This window comes from Clostridium sp. AF19-22AC (assembly GCF_003479085.1).
Lineage (GTDB): Bacteria > Bacillota > Clostridia > Lachnospirales > Lachnospiraceae > Faecalicatena_A > Faecalicatena_A orotica.
In genome coordinates, this window is the sequence record NZ_QUGN01000008.1 from 103,818 (window position 1) to 122,091 (window position 18,274).

18 protein-coding genes and 1 tRNA gene are annotated in these 18,274 nt (G+C 46.0%); 14 read left to right on the forward strand and 5 right to left on the reverse strand.

The features are described 5' to 3' along the window. Positions 1-3: 3 nt before the first annotated feature. The 9 genes from DWX43_RS11215 (at position 4) to DWX43_RS11250 (ending at position 7,477) form a co-directional block, all read left to right on the forward strand. Positions 4-852, forward strand: coding sequence for an ABC transporter ATP-binding protein (locus DWX43_RS11215; RefSeq protein ID WP_118620391.1), 849 nt, complete (start codon positions 4-6; stop codon positions 850-852). Next, entirely contained in the window at positions 849-1,505 is a 657-nt protein-coding gene (locus DWX43_RS11220) for an ABC-2 transporter permease (RefSeq protein ID WP_118620330.1), read from the forward strand. The genes DWX43_RS11215 and DWX43_RS11220 overlap by 4 nt, the downstream gene beginning before the upstream one ends. Positions 1,506-1,581: 76 nt before the next feature. Beyond that, positions 1,582-2,598: a cell wall hydrolase gene (locus DWX43_RS11225; RefSeq protein WP_118620331.1), complete on the forward strand. Its 1,017-nt coding sequence runs from the start codon at positions 1,582-1,584 to the stop codon at positions 2,596-2,598. 320 nt (positions 2,599-2,918) lie between these two features. Further along, positions 2,919-2,991: transfer RNA gene (locus tag DWX43_RS11230), tRNA-Thr, on the forward strand. 157 nt (positions 2,992-3,148) lie between these two features. After that, the gene (locus DWX43_RS27340) at positions 3,149-3,271 is read left to right on the forward strand and encodes a putative holin-like toxin (protein WP_243099295.1); all 123 of its coding nucleotides are present in this window, start codon (positions 3,149-3,151) and stop codon (positions 3,269-3,271) included. Between the two features lie 301 nt (positions 3,272-3,572). After that, a complete protein-coding gene (locus DWX43_RS11235) occupies positions 3,573-4,928 on the forward strand; it encodes a GHKL domain-containing protein (protein ID WP_118620332.1) in 1,356 nt (451 codons plus the stop codon). A gap of 27 nt (positions 4,929-4,955) precedes the next feature. Next, positions 4,956-5,711, forward strand: coding sequence for a LytTR family DNA-binding domain-containing protein (locus DWX43_RS11240; RefSeq protein ID WP_118620333.1), 756 nt, complete (start codon positions 4,956-4,958; stop codon positions 5,709-5,711). A gap of 150 nt (positions 5,712-5,861) precedes the next feature. Continuing rightward, positions 5,862-6,734, forward strand: coding sequence for an ABC transporter ATP-binding protein (locus DWX43_RS11245; protein ID WP_243099296.1), 873 nt, complete (start codon positions 5,862-5,864; stop codon positions 6,732-6,734). Continuing rightward, positions 6,734-7,477, forward strand: a complete 744-nt coding sequence (locus tag DWX43_RS11250) for an ABC transporter permease (RefSeq protein WP_118620334.1) — start codon at positions 6,734-6,736, stop codon at positions 7,475-7,477. The genes DWX43_RS11245 and DWX43_RS11250 overlap by 1 nt, the downstream gene beginning before the upstream one ends. An 11-nt stretch (positions 7,478-7,488) precedes the next feature. On the opposite strand, the gene dtd is transcribed toward DWX43_RS11250, so the two are convergent. Next, on the reverse strand, positions 7,489-7,935 hold the full coding sequence (gene dtd, locus DWX43_RS11255; RefSeq protein WP_109730556.1) for a D-aminoacyl-tRNA deacylase: 447 nt from the start codon (positions 7,933-7,935) through the stop codon (positions 7,489-7,491). 146 nt (positions 7,936-8,081) lie between these two features. On the opposite strand from dtd, the gene DWX43_RS11260 reads away from it, so the two are divergent. After that, complete coding sequence (locus DWX43_RS11260; RefSeq protein ID WP_118620335.1) at positions 8,082-9,428, forward strand: MATE family efflux transporter; 1,347 nt, start codon at positions 8,082-8,084, stop codon at positions 9,426-9,428. A 13-nt stretch (positions 9,429-9,441) separates the two neighbouring features. Here DWX43_RS11260 and DWX43_RS11265 read toward each other — a convergent pair whose 3' ends face one another. The 3 genes from DWX43_RS11265 to DWX43_RS11275 all read right to left on the reverse strand — a co-directional run bounded on the left by DWX43_RS11265 (position 9,442) and on the right by DWX43_RS11275 (position 12,899). Further along, on the reverse strand, positions 9,442-11,397 hold the full coding sequence (locus DWX43_RS11265) for a DUF6449 domain-containing protein (RefSeq protein ID WP_147356301.1): 1,956 nt from the start codon (positions 11,395-11,397) through the stop codon (positions 9,442-9,444). Positions 11,398-11,413: 16 nt separating this feature from the next. Further along, complete coding sequence (locus tag DWX43_RS11270; protein WP_118620337.1) at positions 11,414-12,313, reverse strand: ATP-binding cassette domain-containing protein; 900 nt, start codon at positions 12,311-12,313, stop codon at positions 11,414-11,416. A gap of 61 nt (positions 12,314-12,374) precedes the next feature. After that, positions 12,375-12,899, reverse strand: coding sequence for a DUF6512 family protein (locus tag DWX43_RS11275; protein ID WP_118620338.1), 525 nt, complete (start codon positions 12,897-12,899; stop codon positions 12,375-12,377). Between the two features lie 199 nt (positions 12,900-13,098). On the opposite strand from DWX43_RS11275, the gene DWX43_RS11280 reads away from it, so the two are divergent. The 4 genes from DWX43_RS11280 to DWX43_RS11295 all read left to right on the forward strand — a co-directional run bounded on the left by DWX43_RS11280 (position 13,099) and on the right by DWX43_RS11295 (position 16,533). After that, entirely contained in the window at positions 13,099-13,431 is a 333-nt protein-coding gene (locus DWX43_RS11280) for a hypothetical protein (RefSeq protein WP_109730551.1), read from the forward strand. 191 nt (positions 13,432-13,622) lie between these two features. Next, the gene (locus tag DWX43_RS11285; protein ID WP_109730550.1) at positions 13,623-14,138 is read left to right on the forward strand and encodes a sigma-70 family RNA polymerase sigma factor; all 516 of its coding nucleotides are present in this window, start codon (positions 13,623-13,625) and stop codon (positions 14,136-14,138) included. A 5-nt stretch (positions 14,139-14,143) separates the two neighbouring features. Then, positions 14,144-15,622, forward strand: coding sequence for a DUF4367 domain-containing protein (locus DWX43_RS11290; RefSeq protein WP_182440670.1), 1,479 nt, complete (start codon positions 14,144-14,146; stop codon positions 15,620-15,622). A 206-nt stretch (positions 15,623-15,828) separates the two neighbouring features. Beyond that, positions 15,829-16,533, forward strand: a complete 705-nt coding sequence (locus tag DWX43_RS11295) for an NUDIX hydrolase (protein ID WP_118620340.1) — start codon at positions 15,829-15,831, stop codon at positions 16,531-16,533. Between the two features lie 97 nt (positions 16,534-16,630). On the opposite strand, the gene DWX43_RS11300 is transcribed toward DWX43_RS11295, so the two are convergent. Continuing rightward, entirely contained in the window at positions 16,631-18,091 is a 1,461-nt protein-coding gene (locus DWX43_RS11300; protein WP_118620341.1) for a sodium-dependent transporter, read from the reverse strand. Positions 18,092-18,274: the final 183 nt, after the last annotated feature.

Below are 18,274 nucleotides of genomic sequence, written 5' to 3' on the forward strand. Positions count from 1 at the left end.
ATGATACTAAAATTAGAAAACGTAGAAAAACATTATGAACAATTTGATTTAAAATGTTCCCTCGAACTGCAGGATGGCTGTGTGACCGGGCTGATCGGGCAGAACGGGGCAGGGAAGAGTACTACATTTAAGGCTGTCCTTGGCCTGATCAGTATTGACGGGGGCAGGATTGAAGTTTTCGGGAAAGATGTAACAGAACTATCAAAAGAAGACAGGGAAAACATAGGTGTTGTCCTGTCGGGTTCCGGATTCAGCGGATATCTTACGGTTCATGATATCATACCGATTTTATCCAGTATGTATACATCCTTTCAGAAAGCAGATTTCCAAAAGAGATGCAGGAAGTTCAGCCTGCCGATGGACAAGAAAATTAAGGATTTTTCAACAGGCATGAAGGCGAAGCTGAAGGTACTCGTTGCCATGTCGCACGATGCGAAGCTCCTTATTCTGGACGAACCGACAGCGGGACTCGATGTCATCGCAAGAGATGAGCTGCTGGATATGATGAGGGAATATATGGAAGACGGCAACCGCTCAATACTAATCAGTTCTCATATTTCAAGCGATCTGGAAGGGCTGTGTGATGACCTTTACATGATCCATGACGGCAGTATTATTATGCATGAGGATACGGACCGGCTTCTTGGTGATTATGGTTTACTGAAGGTTACAGAAGCACAGTACGGCAAATTAGACAAACGTTACATCCTAAAAAGAAAAAGGGAAAATTTTGGATACAGCTGCCTGACAAACCAGAAACAGTATTATATAGAAAACTATCCGGGAATTGCGGTAGAAAAAGGTAATATCGATGAGGTAATCACAATGATGATAAGGGGGGAAAGTAAATGAAAGGATTATTAATAAAAGATTTGAAGCTGTTAAAAAACCAGATGAATTTCTTTCTCATAATTTGTGTGGTGGGTATGATGTTAATGATTACACAAAAGAATCCCATGATCATGGTCAGCTATTCCACTTTTTTATTCTCCATGTTTACGCTCAGCACGATCAGTTATGACGAATTCGATAATAGCAATGCCTTTTTATTTACATTACCGATAACCAGAAAACTGTATGTCGTAGAGAAATATGTATTTGGCATACTGACAGCTCTGGGTGCGTGGTTTGCATCGACAGTGATAGCAGCTGTATATACGGCGCTCAGGCAGCCTGGGACAAATCAGACAGAATGGATTATAACGGCGGCTATTATGCTGTGTCTGCCGGCTGTCTTTCTGGCCCTTACCATTCCGGTCCAGTTGAAGTTCGGCGCAGATAAGGGAAGGGCAGCTATGATTGGAGTCGTTGGGGGGATCTTTATACTATGTTTTGCTGCCTCATACGTGATGAAGTCAATGGGAATCAATATAGATGATATCTCAAACATCATCACAAATATGGGTGCCCGGGGGCTCGCATTCACAGTAGCTGCCATCTGCATTGCAGCCTGCGTGGTATCATATTTTATATCACTCAGGATTATGGAGAAAAAACAGTTTTAAAAACAGATTTGCTTTAGAGGGCATCTTGTAGTATAATACAAAAACAGACGACTTTTCAGAAAGGAATCTCTATAGTATGAAATTATACCCAAGACAAAAATTAAATGCAGGAATTGCCCTTATTTGTACGATTGCAATGTTGTGTCCGCCTGCTTTAGGTCAGGCGAAAGAGTTTTCATCTGTTCAGGAGAAGGCCTCCAGCCTCCAGACAGAACTGGATGGAATCAACAAAGAACTGGCTTCTATCAGCGAAGAGATTGCTGACACGCAGATGCAGACAGAGATGATGTCAGCGGAAATTCTTCGTACAGAAGATTCTCTGCGTGCCGCACAGGAAGATGAGAACAAACAGTATGAAGATATGAAGGCACGGATAAAGTATATGTATGAGACCGGCGATGCCACACTCTTGGAATTACTTTTCTCTGCGGATAATATGGCAGACTTCCTGAATAAGGCAGAATTTGTGCAGAATGTCAGTGACTATGACAGAGAGATGCTGGACAAACTGACGGCGATCAGTGACGATATTGCTGCGAAAGAAAAGACACTGAAGGCACAGAAAAATGCACTGGGGGATTTAAAGACCCGGCTGGATAAGCGTCAGAAGGAGCTTGAAGCAAAGGCGAAAGAGACATCCACAGATCTGGAGGCTTTAAAGGTACAGATCCAGAATACGTCATCTAATGTGGTGATGAGTACGGACGGAAGAATCGTGCGGGGAACGGCCATGAAAGTATCGGCAGAAGAAGAGAAGCTGCTTGCCGCGATTATAGAATGTGAGGCGTATCAGGATTACAATTCACTCCTTGCCGTCGCAACCGTGATTATGAACCGTGTAAATGATTCCCGCTTCCCGAATACAATTGCAGAAGTCGTATATGCATCTAACCAGTTCGAACCGGTTACTTTAGGCAGCCTCGATGCAGTCCTGTCAAGAGGACCGAGCAATTTATCCTGCCAGGTGGCAGAAGATGCCCTCGCAGGGGCGAAACTGGCTTCCGTAGCGGACTGCTACTTTTTCCTCTATGCAGGAGCCACCAGCAAAGGCGGCGTGAATGTTGGGAACAATGTTTTCTTCCAGAGCTGGTAGAATTTAAATCAAAGACCTCTAAAGCAGATTTGGCAGATGCCATAGCTGCATTGGAGGTCTTTTAAGAGGATGAATTGTCGTTACTGTTCACTCCCCAGCCTATCACTACGCTGATAGGCTGGGAGCCGTAACGTAAAACAGCCAATAAGCCTGCCCTCTCGCCGAAGGCGACTTTAAATGGGCAGGCGCGTTACTGTTTACAGGCTTGCCTGTGAACAGTAACGAATTGTCAATGGATTTATAATTTATTTGAAAAATCATATTGACAACTATACTCTTTTTAGTGTATATTAATACCGTTGCGTATGCATTACGTACAGGCTGTCGTGGCTCAGTCGGTAGAGCGTCGCCTTGGTAAGGCGGAGGTCGGCGGTTCGATTCCGCTCGACAGCTTAAAAAAGACTTTCAAGAGTTGATATCTCTTGAAAGTCTTTTTTTAAAGTTATTGACGATTGTGTGATTAAAATACATATGCTATTATTAATTCATGGAGCAGCTGTGTACAAGGTGGAAGCCTCCCATACTTTATAGAAGAGGGGAGGTGGTGCGAATGAAAACATATGAAGTCCTCAGCCTATTGTTTTTAGGTGGTTCATTTCTCATAGCACTGCTTGCGTTACTGTTTAAACCGTGCCGTGCACTCCGCTGCACGGCATCGGAGCCAACAAAATAATAATTTCGGGGCATCTGCCCCTCGCCGAAGGCGACTTTTAATGGGCAGATGCCGTTACTGTGCATGCCCGTAGGGGATGAACAGTAACCTGCTTGCCTATATAGATAGGAATAACAAGCGAAAATAAAAAAGTCTACCTTTGTACTTGGCGGTCTAGGTAGACTTTTTGCAACTTAGGGGCTAACCACCTTTGTGGGCGGCTGCTCCAATTTCTATCATTATTATAACATACTTCCATTGATTGTAAAGGGAGATTTTATTGAATCTAAACACTGTTTAAAGAACAAGAGGTTTTCTGACTATGCCGGCTTCATTAATTATACGCACAATATTTATACTTGTTATTGACTCAATTAGTTCACATCTCGTGTTATATCTGTTTCTGTTTGCGATTGCGGATTCCAGAATCCGCTGGAAGGCTGTGGGGCGGATGATGCTTATATCTGTCCCGCTGACGACGCTGGCGGCCTGGTTTTTGTATTATATGGTTTCCATTCATATTCTGTTGGGCTATGCATTATCGTCCCTGGTTACAATCGGCCTGAATGTAATTCTCATTACTGTCTATCTAAAGTGGCATCCTTTAAAATCTTTGACTGCACTTGCTCTTGCGGCGGCCATGCAGGTCGGGACAGGGGCCATATTTGCGTCAATAATTTCGGGTGTATCTATCGCGGAGTCCGCGGGATTAGTAAAATACATATTCTGGATGGTTATAGTGTATCCGGCTGTTGTTTTTGCCATTTGCCTGCTTTTGACCCGGCTTCAGCTTGGACGGTATATGCGGTTTCTTTTGTCGGATGAGAAGAGTCTGGTTTTTACGGCGTCAGCTGCTTTGGTGCTGGAGATTTTTGTTGAACTGCTTTTTACGATGAAAGATGTGTTTCAGGCTAACTTTAATTTTACATATATATTGAGTATCCTGACATTCCTGCTTCTTATCCTATGCTTTTTTACCTATATATCTGCAAAGGGGGAGCGTGATTCAAAGATCAGGATGCAGGAAGCGATGCTGCTGGAGCAGAGACATTACATGGAGAATCTGGAAGCCATCCAAAAGGAGATGAGGGCATTCCGGCATGATTACAAGAATATACTTTCCGGTATGTCTGTCTATGCGGAGGAAGGAAATACGCAGGAAATCAAGAATGCACTCAGGAAGATGGAAGCAGATTTTGACTATAAAGTGGGAGAGAACATAAGGCAGGCGGGCCAGCTGGGCAATATTCAGATTCCGGAACTCAAGAGTCTTGTACTCTCGAAACTCAGCCGTATGAAAGAGAAACAGATTGTCTGCAATCTGGAGGTGTTCCGTCCGGTTACCGAAGTTTCAATGGATGTTCTCGACCTGAACCGGTGTCTTGGAATCCTGCTGGATAATGCGATAGAAGCGGCGGATATCACGGAAGGCTCTTCGGTTGACCTGATTATCAGCAGGCAGGAAGATATGGTTACGATCATAGTCAGTAATCCGTGGAATAAGGAACTGGCCCTGCACAGTATCTGGAAGGAAGGGTACTCGACGAAAGGGAAAGGGCGGGGACTCGGGCTGCCGGGATACCAGAGGATTCTTGGGAAGTATGAAAATGTATTTCCTGTGACAAGCTGGAAGAATCATATATTCACGCAGGAGATAAAAATCATGAATAAGGGATAAAAGTAAACCACAACAGGAGATAAAATAATGCTGCCAGTTTACATATGTGATGACGAAGAGAAAATGAGAAAGATACTAAGTGATGAGATCGCACGCCAGATTCTGATCGGGGGCCATGATATGCAGACTGTGCTATGCACAGGTGATCCGGAAGAGCTTCTGGATATGGCCAGACAAAAGCAGAAGAGAGGGATCTACTTTCTCGACGTGGACCTGAAGCAGAAACGAAGTGAACGGGATGGTTTCTGGCTGGGCAGGGAGATCCGCAAGTTTGATCCGAGAGGCTTTATTATTTATATTACTTCTTTCAGGGACCTTGCTTTCAAGACTTTCCAATACCATGTGGAAGCCCTGGATTATATCGTGAAAGATGACATCCTGAAAATGCTTCCGGCCATACGGGACTGTCTCCAGGTGATTGCAAAACGGATGCTGGAGGAGATGGATGCAGAGACTTCAGCGGCGCCGTATTTTACTGTAAAAATGGCAGATTCACTCAGACATATCCCGCTCGCTGAAATCATTTGCTTTGAGACTTCGCCAAGGACCCACAGGATCCTGCTTTATACGGAGAGTGAACGACTCGATTTTATCGGGAAATTATCGGAGATAGAGGAACAGGCCGGCAGTAATTTCATCAGATGCCACAGGGCATTCCTTGTGAACAGGGAGAAGATACGATCTGTTGACCTGAAGAACAACGAAATTACGATGCAAAACGGACAGATATGCCTTGTATCGAGGTCCATGAAGCCGAAGCTCGCAGAAATCTGTAGGCTTTAGGGGGGTAAAATACCTTTTGACCCCAACATCATACATAATAATGACAAAGAAACCCGAAATGCATTTCAGGCACTCTGTGATACATTTCGGGCATTTTTTTATTTTAAGAGGGGCATTTTTGATATAGTGGGCTCATCAAGAAGAGAAAGGATGAGTGATATGGTACAGACAAACAGTCAGGAAATGATCACATTAAGCCACATATCAAAAAAATACCAGACGGAGCCGGCATTGAGGGATATCAGTTTCCGGGTCGGGAAAGGAGAAATCCTCGGATTCTTAGGACCTTCCGGGGCAGGCAAGACGACAACAATTAAAATCCTGACAGGGCAGCTGAGGCAGACGTCCGGGGATGCTTATATTCTGGGCAGGAACACGAAGGAGATCGACAGCTCTATTTACGAGCAGATCGGTATCGTTACTGACAACAGCGGAATCTATGAGAATATGACGGTATATGATAATCTGAAATATTTTGCAAGAATCCTGAATGTGGATCAGGGGAGAATCGAAGAGCTGCTAAAAAGGGCAGGGTTATGGGAGCATAGAAAAAAACAGGCGGGAAAACTATCGAAAGGGCAGACACAGCGTCTGGTCCTGATGAGATCCGTGCTGCACCAGCCCCAAATTTTATTTCTTGATGAACCAACAAGCGGGCTTGACCCGTCTACGGCACAGGAGATCCACGGACTGCTGAAGGAGCAAAGGGACAAGGGGATGGCGATTTTCCTTACTACCCATAATATGGAAGAGGCGGCAAAGCTGTGTGACAGGGTTGCCCTGCTCAATGACGGAAATATCGTGGAGATAGGGACCCCCAGAGAAATATGCCTCAAATATAATACAAAGAAGCATTACCGCATTCTGCTGAAAAATCAGGAAGAATTTGTACTGGAGCATAATGGAGAAAACATACAAAAGATTGCGGCATATATGTCTGACGGGGAGCTGGAGGTCATTCATTCCTGCGAGCCCACTCTGGAGGATGTATTTCTGGCAGTGACAGGAAGGGAGCTGAGATAATGAAGATTTGTACAAGAAAATTAATGGCTGTGACAGAAATGAAGACGAAGGCGCTGTTTGATAAAAATGTCATTCTGATACCGGTTATGGTTCTGGGAATCACGGTCATCATGAAACTGGTTTACGCAGCGATGCTGGATGGAAAAGAAATTCCGCCCATGCTTCTTGGCGTGATTCTGAATCTGGGACTGACGATGAATATTACGATGACCGGCACGGTTGTGACGAGCACACTTCTGGCACAGGAGAAGGAAAAACATACATTGAGGACGCTGATGACATCCTCGGTCAGCGGGGTTGAGTTCTTTCTGGGAAGCATGATCCCGCCGCTGGCCGAAATCATGCTTGTGAATATTATACTGATTCCACTCAGCGGAATATCCTTTGCAGCTATCAATCTTGGGATGTATGTATTGGCAACGCTGCTGGCCAGCCTGACAAGCTGCATCCTCGGCATGCTGGTCGGAATCTTTGCCCGCAGCCAGATGAGCGCGGGAACCCTGACAACGCCGTTGATTCTTGTCTTCATGCTGGTTCCAACGTTTGCATCCATCGTCCCGTCCATACAGAAGGTATCCAGATTCCTGTACACAGGGGTAATCGCAGAAATGGCATCAGCATATGCGTCAGGAAAGACATTCCACATGAGTGCACTGCATATGATTGTTCTGGCCGGTGAAATCCTGCTTGCCTTCCTCCTGTTCCTGCTCTGCTATAAAAAGAACGGCTATGAGAAAGAATAAACAGACCAGTCCTATAATTGATCGGAATCCAGCACGATTGTAAAGGGTCCGTCATTTACAAGGCTGACCTTCATGTCGGCTCCGAATCTTCCGGTCTGTACAACCGGTACGGATGTACGGCATTTCTCAATGATATATTCATAAAGTGCGTTTGCTTTGTCTGGTTTACCGGCTTCGATGAAGCTTGGCCGGTTTCCTTTCCGGCAGTTTGCGTAAAGCGTGAACTGGGATATGAGCAGAAGACTGCCGTCTACATCCGCAAGGGAAAGGTTTGTCTTACCGTCTGCATCCTCAAAGATGCGCAGACCGGTCATCTTGCGGAACATTTTATCCGCCGTCTCCTCGGTATCGCTGTCCGATACGCCTATCAGGACAACCAGTCCCTTTTCTATACTTCCGATTACTTCATGGTCTACCGTCACGGAAGCCTCCGTGACTCTTTGTATGACAAATTTCATATGAACCTCCTGAATGAAAAATCCTTTGTATCTTCAATTTTAGATACAGACTTTATTTTAAACTTATGGTAGAATAAAGTCTAGAAGGAAATGGAAAAAAATGAAATTTCCGGGGAATTTAAGAGAGGTTTGGGGTGATTGTACGAATGAAAAAGACAACGATTATGACAGAAGGCAGCATCTGGAAGAAGCTGTTATTTTTTGCTGTCCCGCTTATTCTGGGGAATTTGTTCCAACAGCTGTACAATACAGTGGATTCAATTATTGTGGGGAATTATATCGGGAGTGAGGCGCTGGCTGCCGTGGGGGCGAGCAGTTCTGTCGTAAATCTCCTGATCGGGTTCTGTATTGGCGCTTCGGCCGGGGCGGGAGTTGTGATCTCACAGTTTTTCGGTGCCAGAGATAAAGAGGGCGTCAGAAAGGCCGTCCATACGACGGTTGCACTGTCGATTGCGGCAGGAATCGTTATGACGATAGCCGGTGTGCTTCTGACACCGCTGATTCTGCGCGCGATGGGGACTCCGGCAGAGGTGTTTTCACAGGCAGTGACCTATTTGCAGGTATTTTTCGGAGGAATTGTGTTCTCGGTTATCTATAACATGGCGGCGGGAATCCTGAATGCAGTTGGAAATTCTAAACGATCTTTAGTTTACCTGCTGATTGCGGCGTGTTCAAATATTGTTCTGGATTTGTTGTTTGTAGTAGTGCTCAAAATGGGAATTATCGGGGCGGCACTGGCAACAGATATCAGCCAGCTTCTTTCCTGTATCTTCATCCTCCGTTTCCTGATGCGGACAGATGAAATATATAAACTGCGGTTCCGGGAGATTCGTTTTTATGACCACCTGCTCGGGAAAATCTTGAGAATCGGCCTGCCGACGGGTGTCCAGAATATTGTAATCTCACTTTCTAATGTCATTGTACAGTCCACGGTTAACAGCTTTGGGGCTGTAGTGATGGCCGGGTTTGCCGCGTATATTAAGATTGACGGCTTTAACCTGCTGCCGGTACTGAGCATCAGCATGGCGGCGACAACATTCACAGGACAGAACATCGGAGCCGGGAAGCTGGACCGTGTGAAGAAATGTATGATTACATCCGTGGCAATGGGCGTAGTCTATACAGTCGCGACCGGAATCCTGCTGCTGGCCTTTGCACCGCAGGTAATCGGAGTATTTACGAAGAATAGGGAGGTCGTGGAGTGCGGCGTCTATATTATGAGGTTCTTCTGCCCGTTCTACTGGATGCTTGCAGTTCTGCAGATCCTGTCCGGCACCATCCGGGGAGCCGGCAAGACGATGGAGACGATGTTCGTTTTCCTGATCTCACTGTGTCTGTACCGCATCGCATGGATCTGGGGCGCGATGTCAGTAAAGCACAGTCTGGATCTGCTTATGATGGTATATCCGACTTCATGGCTTGTAGGCGCCATTCTAATCCTGCTATATGGATGGAAAGGAAAATGGATGCCGAAAATACCCAAAAGAGATTGAGCATAAAGCCCCCCTATTGCTCAAAATCTCCTTTTAATATCATATTACTGTAATTCACGGTTCTGCCTGAACTGTCCTTCCAGCTAATAACAGCCGGATAACTGGTATTTACAGGATTCAAAAGCTGATTTGCCGCATATTCTGCCGGGAGCAGCTGACCGGACAGCTTTTGGATTTCTCCGGCGTCTCCGGTATCAAGGATCAGACTGCGTGAAGCGGTTTTTTTACCGAGAGCACTTGTTTTTTCGCTCTTTTCAAATAACTGGACCCGGGTGAGCGGGTAGTCCATGACCGTTTTACGGGCCGGGATTCCGGCTGATTCCAGATAGTCAAGTGTGGCCGTAAAACAAGGATAAAGCGGGGCCTCTTCGCCGTAATCGGAGGTTCCATAAACGAGTGAGAGGGTTCCGAGCGGCAAGTCTTTTTTTATATCACTGATTCTTAAACCGGTCAGATCTGAGGTGAGCAGCTTCAGCAGATGTTCGTTTTCCTCCCCGTTCAAATCAAGATGATAGCTTTCTATTCCATTGGACCATACATACTGCCTGATTCCGGGTGATTTATGGCTGATGGCAGAGAAAGCTCCTTTTTTGTAAGCACTGCTTTCGTAAATGGAATGGAAAGCCTCGAGTTCTTCTTCGCCAGAAACGGGATATTTTCGGTAAATCGTCCTGCTGTCCGACATGTGATATGCGACCGCGGCGTAAGTAAGCGGTTCCGGTACATGTGCTGCGGCAGTACGGACATCCTCAAGCCACGACAGAAAGACTTCTTTATCGCTGCCCTTAAGCTGCATGGCCGAAAGCTGTGCGTCTGCCCGGGAGCCTTCAAAATCAGCGCCGTTTTTCCCTGTAAAGGACGGATCATCCAGACCGCGGATAAATACCGCCGCAGACTGCACCTCACTGGCGGAAGGGGTATAATCATCATATCCCCAGAGATCGGAGACGAAACTTCCGGCTATGATCAGGCAGAAGATACTAATCACGGCGAAGTGGAGTTTCCCTGAGAGGATTCCCCGAATATCAAATTGAAAGAGGATTTCCAGAATGCCATTTACCGTAAAGGCACCGAACAGGATCCCGGTCACCAACAGTACGAAAGAGCGGCTGCCCACAGAGCACAGCATGATGTAATAACCGATGATGAGTGCGGCAGGGACGGCGAGTATGAATTTCAGGACAATCTTTGTCTTCTCAAATGCCAGTGCATGGCCGGCGGCTTCTGCCGGCCGTTTCTGAAAGAGCAGGAAGATAAGTACAAAGGTAACGGCAATGATGATCAGAACGGCGGCCATTTCCGGCAGACGGGATGCAAGCAGCCACCCTTCTATATCCTCCTCGCGGCCGGTCCCGGCGAGTGTGCTGTACAACTGGTATGGTGAGGCACAGACGGTCAGGAAGTTCATGAGGTCAGCCCGGTAATAGGTATCAAAAAATGCACTGCTGTATTTTCCGATGACGAGGCCGAAGGCAATTGTCCCGTAGAAGAACAAAAGGATCGTCCCGCCCGCTGCAATGAGCAAATGTCCGGTCAGCAGAATCACTGCAAGTACCAGGTGGAAGATCATCAGAAAGCCGAGGGTATTCAGAAGAATTCCCATCCATGTCACATACAGTGCATCTCCGGAGCGGCTTCCTTCCAGTATGTAACAGACCAGACGCGCAAAGACCATCGGCACGACGGCAATCATTATGGAACTGAAATATCCGGCAAAAAAGAGTCTGCTGCGTTTCACTGGCAGGCTGAAATAAAAGTCGGTTTTTTCTTCCGAAAACAGATAACCGAATCCCTGAAAGGCGCTAAGGACGGCCAATATGATTGTGACAAGAAAGACAGTTCTGCTGCCGGGCCCTAATTTATCATCCCCGATGAACAGGGCTTTTCCCGACTGGGCCAGTGTAAAATCTATAATATAGGTCAGATAAAGATATATGGACAACAGGGCGAGCCAGACACGCCGTTTCATAGTCTCCTTGAAGAGTTTAGGAAAAGAGCAGTTTGATATCATACCCGATCGCCTCCGTTTCATTGATGAATATTTCTTCCAGTGTCAGCGGGAGAAATGCATACCGTTCCGGCTGAAATTGTTCTATGAATGAAGTGATTTCCCCGCGGCTGCCCCTAAGGAGGAGTGTGGTGAGGAAACCTTCCTGTTTGACAGAGACAAGGTCTGCCTGATCCAGAAGCCGAGAAAGCTGTTCTTCTTTCAGGATACATTGTAGTTTCTGCGTTTTATACTGCATGGAATGAATATCTCTGGACAGCAGTACACCACCTTTGTGCAGGATGCCGATTTGGTCACAGAAATCTTCCAGTTCCTTCAGATTATGTGAGGCAATGACCGGAGTCAGAGGGCGCCGCTTCATTTCTGATTTGATCAGGGCCGTCACAGACTGCCGGATGACAGGGTCGAGACCGTCAAATACTTCGTCACAGAAGATGTAAGGTGTTTCTGCACATATAGAGGCAAAGACGGCAATCTGTTTTTTCATGCCTTTTGAAAACGTGCGTATCTTGCGAAACCTGTCAAAATCAAAATCATCCAGAAGGTCCAGATAGCGCCCTAAGCAAAATGATGGGTAAAGGCCCCTGTAAAAACGCCCCATAGCTTCAGGGGACGCATTGGGGAAAAAATACTGCTTGTCAGATAAATAGAAACAGTTTTCTTTCACACGGGGATTGTCCCAGATATGTATACCGTCAATCAGGATCGTGCCTCCGTCTGGTTTTAAGATACCTGACAGCATGCGGAGCAGAGTGCTCTTCCCGGCACCGTTTGTCCCGAGAAGGCCGAACACCTGACCCTCTGGTATTTCGAGGGAAACGTGGTTCACTGCCGTGATGTCCTGAAAAGTTTTCGTTAAGTCGTTGATTTCTATCATATTCATTCTCCTCTCCGGGTCATTGTAACATAAATTCCCGGAGAGGAAAAGGAGGGCACTGTCAGACCGGGGATACAAACAGGGCGAGATCGGGAGGGTAGTACGTGAAGATCAGAAAACTTACTCCGAGCACGAGTACACAGATAAAATAATAGAATGTGTGTGTTCTGCGTTTATCTGCCAGAACGCACCGGCAGCGTACATACAGCCCGGCCGCTGCACTGATGATAAAGGTGAGGATATCAAGTGGGAGATTATGAGTGCCCAGAATCCCGGTATACGTATAGAAAATGACAGGAATAAGCAGTGTCCCGGCCAGAATACCAGCCAGATCGGCCTTAAGCAGGCGGGGATAGGATTTATAGAGAAAGATATATTCCACAAGAAAAAAGAGAAGCATTGGGAAATACGCAAGCTTCATATGTTCCCATGTGGATTCGCTGACAGGGGCAAACAGGCCGAGGACGAAGTTCTGTCCGGACCATTCATATACAAAGTGCATAAGGCAGCCGGCGGAACTGACAAAAAGTATTCCCGCCAGTGAACAGAGACACAGTTTTTTATGTTTCCGGTAAAAATGTTTCATAACAGCCTCCAGATGGATTGTTTTTCCAGATAGTATATACATAATACACATAATCTATACATAGCATCTTTTGGGCAATCAACGTATAGTCGAATAATGTTGTAATTTGTCGAATTAGAACATGATTCATATGAGATTGTGATACAATTAACTATATCAAAATATGTGGTGCGATACAGGCAGAGCAGAGGAGGGTATTATGAATAGCCTGAAACGGGAGGACCTTGAACCATTAAGAAAGCACCTGAAAGATTTATCAGAATTCATCTGCAGTTCTTATATCGGGGAAGTCCCATATTTTTTCAGATTTATTGAGAATATGTATAATAATCTGGAAATATGTGTCCTGGTTCAATATGAAGGCTGGGAAAGGATAGAATCTCTTTTAATCAGAGACTGGTCTGCTGCAAATCAGACATTGATCGGGATTCCAGATTTTGACATCGCACAGGATGATCCGGAAGTAAAGGAAGTTTTGGTATGCCGCTTCATTGAACTTATTTCTGGTGTGGAGAATTACCTTAAGCGGTGAGAATGGAAAAGAAAAACTGCTCATAAAGGGACAATCTGTCATACGGTCTGCCAAAAGCAAGGCAGAGCGCCGGGCAGGTTGTTTTTTCATTACTTTGCATAAATTATCATATAAAATGAAACTATTCAGAAGGGTGCACCGTCTAATGATTGTAAGCAGCCGACATTACAGGAGGGAAGGAGGGATTTATTTTGAAATACCTCGTTAAAAAAGCACAAAAACGTGACGACCAGGCTTTTGTTGAACTGATGGAGCTTCATAAACAAGATATGTATAAGGTGGCCAGAAGTTATCTGCGTTCCCCGGAGGACATTGCAGATGCCATTCAGGATACGATTATCACATGCTATGAAAAAATTGACGGCCTGAAAGAGCCGAAATATTTTAAGACATGGCTGATACGCATACTGATCAATAAGTGTAAGGATATCATAAGGGCCGGGAAACATGAGTCTCTGCTCGAAGCATTTCCGGAGCAGGAGGAGGTATGTATGGCATTTCAAAATTGTGAATTCGAGGAGCTTATGAACCAGCTGGAAGAGAAATACCGGATCATACTGCTTCTATATTATGCGGAGGGATTTAAGATCAGGGAGATTGCCCAGATTCTTGAGTTGGAAGAGAACACAGTAAAAACAAGGCTCGTCAGGGGACGGAAGCAATTTGAGAAAGTCTACAGACTGGAACCAGCGGTTTCAAGGAGGTAATGAGCATGAAAAAAGAATATTCCAAGAAAGAAATAAAAAGAATCTTAACGAGTGAAGCAGAGATCCCCGGGAATGTGAATAGAGGGATCGCAAATGCTTACAGTGAAATCGGGATGGATACAAAAGTTACGATGAGATATGCAAAGAAGCACCGCGTACTGACTGCCGTGGCTGCCGTAGCGGCACTCGTTGCGGGGCTGTCGATTGTGACCGTGGCTGCGAATAAGTTCTTATCGGCAAACCTCGTGGATAAGGAAGAGGATAAGGTCGGATACAACCTTCAGGTGGACAGGGAAAAGGAGGCGCATGAGATAAAAGTCGAAGCTACCTATATGCCGGAAGGGTATGAATTTGCCAAAGACGGACCTTATGCCGGGAAATGGCGTAATGAGGCTACAGACAAGAGTATGCTGGTCGAGGGCTTCAATGCGGCAGATCTGGACCGGATGGAGCGAATAAACGGTAACGCTTTTATGGACTATCCCCGGGATGAGCACATGAAGAATCTGGAAATCAGTGGAATGAAGGCGGATGTATTTGTCAGTGACGGTTTTTATACAGACAGTGATGATACAGCGAAAAATATTTATCTGTTTAACGAGGAGTTTGGTTATGGTATCTGGATATCATGCAACGATAACCTGCCCGCCGAAGAACTGATAAAAGTGGCTGAAGGATTGAAAGTAACGGTGCTGGATTCTGTAGTTCCATATGCAACAGATGAAGAAATTGAGAAAGATAAGGGCGGTTCGCCGGACTGGGAGGCCTACTATCAGGCCGGTGTTTCCAAGGATGCCATTTATGGGATCGGTGATGAAGTAAAGAACCCGCTATATGACCCGGATGATGCAGAGTCGGCAAAGTTTGAAGAGGACATGCGTTTTACTGTTGAAGATGTCCAGATTAAGGATGCCGTTTCACTGGATGAATATCCGGCTGAAAATTATCCTGATTATGACGCGGCTGCTCAGTGGATAAACCCGGACGGAACCCTGAAGCTTCATGACAGATACAGACTCAGCAGTGAGGGAAAGATTGATGAGGAGTCTCTGGAACAGAATATAGCGTCAAAGTTTGTTGTGGTAAAGATGAAGGCAAAGAACTGCAGCAGGGAAAAGGGAAGGATGAATGAGGAAATGGGGATTCCGATGGCACCGGACCTGACAAATCTGGTTCCGAGAGACGATGGAAATTATTCTTATGCTCCGGATTTTTATTATTCGGCCAATGAGGATTATCATTTACAGTGGGGTTCAGCTAATGGCAGCAGTTTCCCTGTATATTTTGACGGGATGACACATACAGAAGGGATAGAACGGCAGAAATCGGCATATTTCAGGACAGTGGAGCCGGGCGAAGAACTGGAATACACATTGATTTATGTTGTGGATGAGGATCATCTCGACAATTTGTACCTCTGGTTCTACTCTGGATCCGGCTCAACAAATGACTCCATTCTACAGCCTTATGTTAAGATTAATTAAAAGGAGGTAAGATCATCTTCTGCATGCTGAAATAAAAAGGTTGGATTTGCTGCTTCAGATGTTGTTTACACAGACTGAAAAATCTCATATAATAGTAAGGGGCGGGGAATCATCCCGTCCCTTTACTATGACAGAACCAGGAGTCAAAGCGATTGCGCAGGCAGGAGCAAAGACTGACATATGGCAGAGATGCAGGAGGTAGGAACATGCCGTCATTTTTGAAAGATATCACACCATTTTACGGAACAGGGGAACGGAATCAGGATGGTCAGAGTCTGGAGGAGTTTCTGGATGATTATAATCCTTATAGATACAAGACGCCGAGTTGTACGACCGATGCTGCCGTCTTTAGCTGCAGCGGGGAATTGAAGCCTTCTTTAGAGGGATTAAAGGTCCTGCTCGTTAAGCGGAGCAATCACCCGACGATCGGATTCTGGGCTCTGCCGGGAGGATTCATCGATCTGGATGAGAATCTGGACGATACGGCGAGACGGGAACTTCAGGAAGAGACCGGTGTTGAGAATCTGGTTATGGAACAGATCGGTGCATACGGGGATTATGACAGAGATCCGAGGGCGCGTGTCATTACAACAGCTTATATGGCGCTTGTAGATGAGAAGAATGTGCGCGTGAAAGCGGGGGATGATGCGGCTGATGCAGTCTGGTGCAGTGTCTCTATGGATTGTGTGGAAGAATCTGTGGATGAAGATACTATAAGAAGAATCTATAAGCTGCATTTTCTGAATGAGGAAAAGAATCTGGACACCAGCGCGGAGATCCTGCATGTCTGTCACAAGGGACTGATCAGGGAAGAAAAGTTTACGGCCCGAGAGCGGGGGATGATTGCAGGGGACCATGCGGCGATTATTGCGCAGGCCATGACCATATTAAAAGGAAGGCTGAATGACTGATTTTAAAAGAGCAAGGGATTTGATTTCATGATAAAAGGGTATGTACAGTAACGATTTCCGTACATACCCCTTTTTATTTCATAAGCGAAGCTCTATTTTATTTTTTTCGTCTGGTTTTCGTGACCATCAGAATCATGCCGAGGAACAGGAAGGCTATGACCATCCAGGTGATGAAGATGGCCGGGCCCTGTTTGCTGAACATATCATAGTATCCTTTCAGGTAGATGATTACGACGATCCACGGCAGGACATAGGTCATATAACCACGTACTTTTTCCGGAAATTTCATACCCTTTCCGCTGTTTGCCTCCCGGATAAAATTTTTCCAGCCCCATCCGTTTTTATGGGTACAGAAGAGCAGGTATACGACGGAACCGAGCGGCAGGATATTATTCGATACCAGGAAATCTTCGAGGTCCATAACATTTGTCCCTGTCCCGAGCGGCTGGAATCCAGACCAGACGCTGAACCCGAGTATACATGGAATGCTTAAGACCGTAATCAGGAGTATGTTGATCCCTACTGATTTTTTCCTGCTGAAATGGAACAGATCCATGCCAAAGGAAACAATGTTTTCAAATACGCCTACAATAGTAGAGAGCGCGGCAAAGAACAGAAACAGGAAAAACAGGGATCCCCATACCCGGCCGCCCGCCATTTGTGTGAAAATGTTCGGCAGGGTAATGAATACGAGGCCCGGGCCGGCAGCGGGTTCTACATGGAATGCAAAGCATGCGGGGATGACGATCAGCCCGGCCATTAATGCAACAAAGGTGTCCAGAATCACAATGCTTAAGGACTCCCCGGTCAGAGAACGGGATTTGTCCAGATAGCTTCCGAAGATTGCCATGCCGCCCATACCGATACTCAAGGTGAAAAACGCCTGGCTCATGGCACCGAATACAACGTTGCCGATCCCGTTTTCCATCATCTTATGAAAATCCGGCACTAGGTAAAAACGCAGTCCTTCACTGGAACCTGCCAGTGTGACAGAACGGACTGCAAGCACAACCATAATCGCAAGCAGGCAGAGCATGGTTACCTTCATGATCTTCTCCACACCCTTCTGCAGCCCGATGCTGCAGATACCAAACGCAATCAGAACAACGATAACGGTCCACAGCATCAGCGTTCCGGGCGATGCCAGCATATTTTCAAAGCTGGACGATACCTGGTCCGAGGTAACACCGGCAAAGTCCCCCTTTGCCATACGGAAGCAGTAGTAAAGCATCCACCCACCCACCATCGAGTAAAACATCACGAGTATGTAATTACCGGCAATCGCAAACCAGCGCGTAAAGTGCCAGCGCGTTCCCTCCGGTTCAAGGGCATTATAAGAAGTAGCAATGCTTTTCTGGCTGGCGCGGCCGACACTGAACTCACAGACAATGATCGGCATTCCAAGAATTGCAAGGAAAATCAGATATATCAGAATAAAAGCCGCACCGCCGAATTTCCCCGCCATATACGGGAATTTCCAGACGTTCCCCAGTCCGATGGCACATCCGGCAGAAACCAGAATAAACCCAAGGCGGGAACCAAATTTTTCTCTTTTCATACAAAACCTCCCAAGTTATCAGAAAACGGATCGCAAAGGGGTCAGACCCCTTTGAAATTCTTTTTCGCTTTAAACCACAACAGTATATCACAATGTCGTGGAAAAGGAAATGAAAATATTGTTTTCCGGTCCTTGTCGTTGCATACATTTTATGGTAAGATAGTTGGCAGAATGTTAGTACTT

What these genes read in the sequence shown, in the direction of transcription:
- DWX43_RS11220 (WP_118620330.1), top strand. Translation starts at nt 849, where the DNA reads ATGAAAGGATTATTAATAAAAGATTTGAAGCTGTTAAAAAACCAGATG.
- DWX43_RS11225 (WP_118620331.1), top strand. Translation starts at nt 1,582, where the DNA reads ATGAAATTATACCCAAGACAAAAATTAAATGCAGGAATTGCCCTTATT.
- DWX43_RS27340 (WP_243099295.1), top strand. Translation starts at nt 3,149, where the DNA reads ATGAAAACATATGAAGTCCTCAGCCTATTGTTTTTAGGTGGTTCATTT.
- DWX43_RS11235 (WP_118620332.1), top strand. Translation starts at nt 3,573, where the DNA reads ATGCCGGCTTCATTAATTATACGCACAATATTTATACTTGTTATTGAC.
- DWX43_RS11240 (WP_118620333.1), top strand. Translation starts at nt 4,956, where the DNA reads ATGCTGCCAGTTTACATATGTGATGACGAAGAGAAAATGAGAAAGATA.
- DWX43_RS11245 (WP_243099296.1), top strand. Translation starts at nt 5,862, where the DNA reads ATGAGTGATATGGTACAGACAAACAGTCAGGAAATGATCACATTAAGC.
- DWX43_RS11250 (WP_118620334.1), top strand. Translation starts at nt 6,734, where the DNA reads ATGAAGATTTGTACAAGAAAATTAATGGCTGTGACAGAAATGAAGACG.
- dtd (WP_109730556.1), bottom strand. Translation starts at nt 7,935, where the DNA reads ATGAAATTTGTCATACAAAGAGTCACGGAGGCTTCCGTGACGGTAGAC.
- DWX43_RS11260 (WP_118620335.1), top strand. Translation starts at nt 8,082, where the DNA reads ATGAAAAAGACAACGATTATGACAGAAGGCAGCATCTGGAAGAAGCTG.
- DWX43_RS11265 (WP_147356301.1), bottom strand. Translation starts at nt 11,397, where the DNA reads ATGAAACGGCGTGTCTGGCTCGCCCTGTTGTCCATATATCTTTATCTG.
- DWX43_RS11270 (WP_118620337.1), bottom strand. Translation starts at nt 12,313, where the DNA reads ATGATAGAAATCAACGACTTAACGAAAACTTTTCAGGACATCACGGCA.
- DWX43_RS11275 (WP_118620338.1), bottom strand. Translation starts at nt 12,899, where the DNA reads ATGAAACATTTTTACCGGAAACATAAAAAACTGTGTCTCTGTTCACTG.
- DWX43_RS11280 (WP_109730551.1), top strand. Translation starts at nt 13,099, where the DNA reads ATGAATAGCCTGAAACGGGAGGACCTTGAACCATTAAGAAAGCACCTG.
- DWX43_RS11290 (WP_182440670.1), top strand. Translation starts at nt 14,144, where the DNA reads ATGAAAAAAGAATATTCCAAGAAAGAAATAAAAAGAATCTTAACGAGT.
- DWX43_RS11295 (WP_118620340.1), top strand. Translation starts at nt 15,829, where the DNA reads ATGCCGTCATTTTTGAAAGATATCACACCATTTTACGGAACAGGGGAA.
- DWX43_RS11300 (WP_118620341.1), bottom strand. Translation starts at nt 18,091, where the DNA reads ATGAAAAGAGAAAAATTTGGTTCCCGCCTTGGGTTTATTCTGGTTTCT.